We start from the raw sequence: 3,097 nt of genomic DNA, 5'->3' as shown, positions 1-3,097 counted from the left end.
GCAAACTGGCGAATCCCGGCGACGGCGCGGTGTTCGTCAGCCAGCAGGGCCGCCGCCTCGGCGCTCGCGCGGTGCAGCTACGGGTGCGCCAGGCCGGCGTGCGCGAGCTGGGCCAGCACCTGCACCCGCACATGCTGCGCCACAGCTTCGCCAGCCATATGCTGGAGTCGTCGCAGGACCTGCGCGCAGTGCAGGAGCTGCTCGGCCACGCCGATATCGCCACCACGCAGATCTACACCCACCTGGACTTCCAGCACCTGGCCAAGGTCTACGACCAGGCCCATCCGCGCGCCAAGCGCAAAGGCGGTTCCGCATGAGCATTGAGCTGATCACCTTCGACCTCGACGACACCCTGTGGGACGTGACCCCGGTGATGCAGGACGCCGAGGCCGCCCTGCGCAACTGGCTGGCGCTGCACGCGCCGCGCCTGGGCGCGGTGCCGGTGGAACACCTGTGGCAGATCCGCAGCGGCCTGCTGAGCGCCGAGCCGATGCTCAAGCACCGCCTCAGCGAACTGCGCCGGCGCATCCTCCTGCATGCCCTGGAAGGCGCCGGCTACAGCCATGACGAAGCCCTGGCGCTGGCCGAGGCGGGGTTCCAGGTGTTTCTCAACGCGCGCCACCAGGTCGAACTGTTCGCCGAGGTGCACCCCACGCTGGAAGCCCTGGCCGAGCGTTACCAGCTCGGCGTGATCACCAACGGCAACGCCGACGTGCGCCGCCTGGGGCTATCGGAATACTTCCGCTTCGCCCTCTGCGCCGAGGAGCTGGGGGTGGGCAAGCCCGACCCCAAACCCTTCCGCGAGGCGCTCAGGCGCGCCGGGGTGGCGGCCGAGCGGGCGGTGCATATCGGCGACCACCCCAGCGACGATATCGCCGGCGCCCAGGCTGCCGGCCTGCGTGCGATCTGGTTCAACCCGCAGGGGCTGAGCTGGCAGGCCGAGACCACGCCGGACGCGCAGATCGCCAGCCTGGCCGAACTGCCGGCGCTGCTCGCCAGCTGGTAAGCCGTAGCCCGGGCCGGGCACAAAAAACCCGCCACAGGGGCGGGTTTCGTGCAGCGTGCCGTCCTCAGATGGGGCGGCTGCCATATTTGCTGTCGGGCTTCTTGGGTGGGTCGGCGACCACGTTGGGCTCCACCTCCTGCACCTTGCCGCCACGGGCGAGGAAATCTTCCATCGCCTTGGCCAGCGCGTCGCGCTCTTTCTGCTTGGCTTCGATGCTCGGCAGCTCGTCGACTTCGACGGCCTTGGCCTTGCTCTTCTTGCCGCCGGCTACGACTTCGCCGTCGCCCTCGTCGCCACTGTCGCCGTCGTCGGCAGCCGCCAGCTCCTCACCGTCGTCCTCGTCGGCCCCTTCCAGGTCGTCTTGTTCCAGGTCTTCGTCGCTCATGTTCAACCTCATGACTTGCGAAAAGCAGGTTAGTTATAGCCCAGTCGCGCAGGCTTCACTGCCCGACCGGAAAAAATTCAAATGACCTCGCCATGCCAGGTCGCCAGCACCCGCCGGGCGCCGCCATGGTCGCGGTGCTCGCCGAGGTAGATGCCCTGCCAGCTGCCCAGCGCCAGGCGCCCGTTCTGTATCGGCAGCTGCAACTGACAGCCCAGCAGGCTGGCCTTGAAGTGCGCCGGCAGGTCGTCCGGGCCTTCGTCGTCGTGTTCGTAGCCGCCCTCGCCCTGCGGCACCAGGCGGTTGAAGAAACGCTCGAAATCGCGGCGCACCGCGGGGTCGGCGTTCTCGTTGACGCTCAGCGACGCCGAGGTGTGCTGCAGCCACAGATGCAACAGACCGACGCGCAGCTGCGCCAGTTCCGGCAAGGCGGCCAGCAGTTCGTCGGTCACCAGGTGGAAACCGCGACTGCGCGGACGCAGGCCGACGGTGCGTTGCTGCCACATCCGACTCTCGCTCCCGATGGCTTCAGCGCGCGCATTCTAGCGCGCCGTCAGAAAAAACAAAGGGCGCCCGAAGGCGCCCTTTGCGATTACCGGGAAAATCACTTGTTGGTGAATTCCGGGTAGGCCTCCATACCGCACTCGGCGATATCCACGCCCTCGTACTCTTCCTCTTCGCTGACGCGCAGGCCGATCACCGCCTTGATGATGCTCCAGACGATCAGGCTGGCGATGAAGACCCAGGCGAAGATGCAGGCGATACCCAGCAGCTGGGCGCCCAGCGAGGCGTCGCCGTTGGTCAGGCACACCGCCAGCAGGCCCCAGATGCCGACCACGCCGTGCACCGAGATAGCGCCGACCGGGTCGTCGATCTTCAGCTTGTCCAGGCCGAGGATGGAGAACACCACCAGCACGCCGCCGACGCCGCCGATCAGGGTCGCCTGCAGACCGCTCGGGGTCAGGGGTTCGGCGGTGATGGCCACCAGGCCGGCCAGGGCGCCGTTCAGCGCCATGGTCAGGTCGGACTTGCCGAACAGGATGCGCGCCACGATCATCGCCGCGATCAGGCCACCGGCGGCGGCCATGTTGGTGTTGACGAACACCTGGGCCACGGCGTTGGCATCTTCGATGGTGCTCATCTTCAGCTGCGAGCCGCCGTTGAAGCCGAACCAGCCCATCCACAGGATGAAGGTGCCGAGGGTGGCCAGCGGCAGATTGCAGCCGGGGATGGCGTTGACCTGGCCACCCGCGCCGTACTTGCCCTTACGCGCACCGAGCAGCAGCACGCCAGCCAGGGCCGCCGAAGCGCCGGCCATGTGCACCACGCCGGAGCCGGCGAAGTCGAGGAAGCCGGCTTCGTTGAGGAAGCCCGAACCCCACTTCCAGAAGCCCTGCACCGGGTAGATGAAACCGGTCATGACCACGGCGAAGGCGAGGAAGGCCCACAGCTTCATGCGCTCGGCCACCGCACCGGAGACGATCGACATGCAGGTCGCGGCGAACACCACCTGGAAGAAGAAGTCGGAACGGGCCGAGTAGTAAGGCGCATCGTCGCCACCGGCGAGTACCGAGTCGACGCTGTTCTCGTCGCCGATCAGAAAGCCCAGGCTCGGCAGGATGCCGCCTTCCGGGCTGGAGTACATGATGTGGTAGCCGATCACCAGGTACATCACGCTGGCCACCGCGTACAGGGCGATGTTCTTGGTG

Annotated in this window: 5 protein-coding genes; 2 read left to right on the top strand and 3 right to left on the bottom strand. The window is 67.3% G+C overall.

Annotated features, from left to right (window positions below; genetic code table 11):
* Nucleotides 1–317 (top strand): tyrosine-type recombinase/integrase (locus N878_RS16305; protein WP_021444675.1); only part of this gene is annotated, 317 nt, incomplete at its 5' end.
* On the top strand, nt 314–1,006 hold the full coding sequence (locus N878_RS16300; RefSeq protein ID WP_021444674.1) for an HAD family hydrolase: 693 nt from the start codon (nt 314–316) through the stop codon (nt 1,004–1,006). The genes N878_RS16305 and N878_RS16300, both read left to right, overlap by 4 nt.
* A gap of 64 nt (nt 1,007–1,070) precedes the next feature.
* On the opposite strand, the gene sutA is transcribed toward N878_RS16300, so the two are convergent.
* The 3 genes from sutA to N878_RS16285 form a co-directional block, all read right to left on the bottom strand.
* Nucleotides 1,071–1,391, bottom strand: coding sequence for a transcriptional regulator SutA (gene sutA / locus N878_RS16295; protein WP_021444673.1), 321 nt, complete (start codon nt 1,389–1,391; stop codon nt 1,071–1,073).
* Between the two features lie 77 nt (nt 1,392–1,468).
* The gene (locus N878_RS16290) at nt 1,469–1,894 is read right to left on the bottom strand and encodes a secondary thiamine-phosphate synthase enzyme YjbQ (RefSeq protein WP_021444672.1); all 426 of its coding nucleotides are present in this window, start codon (nt 1,892–1,894) and stop codon (nt 1,469–1,471) included.
* A gap of 98 nt (nt 1,895–1,992) precedes the next feature.
* On the bottom strand, nt 1,993–3,097 hold a 1,105-nt coding region (locus N878_RS16285; RefSeq protein WP_021444671.1), incomplete at its 5' end, for an ammonium transporter.

Origin of the sequence: Pseudomonas sp. EGD-AK9 (assembly GCF_000465935.2) — a bacterium.
In the GTDB taxonomy this organism is placed as follows: Bacteria; Pseudomonadota; Gammaproteobacteria; order Pseudomonadales; family Pseudomonadaceae; genus Aquipseudomonas.
The sequence above is the reverse complement of the archived record's forward strand: the minus strand, read 5'-3'. Positions and strand labels throughout refer to the sequence as shown.

Bases quoted from the DNA above. Each gene is read 5' to 3' on its own strand.
- N878_RS16300 (WP_021444674.1), top strand. From the start codon at position 314: ATGAGCATTGAGCTGATCACCTTCGACCTCGACGACACCCTGTGGGAC.
- sutA (WP_021444673.1), bottom strand. From the start codon at position 1,391: ATGAGCGACGAAGACCTGGAACAAGACGACCTGGAAGGGGCCGACGAG.
- N878_RS16290 (WP_021444672.1), bottom strand. From the start codon at position 1,894: ATGTGGCAGCAACGCACCGTCGGCCTGCGTCCGCGCAGTCGCGGTTTC.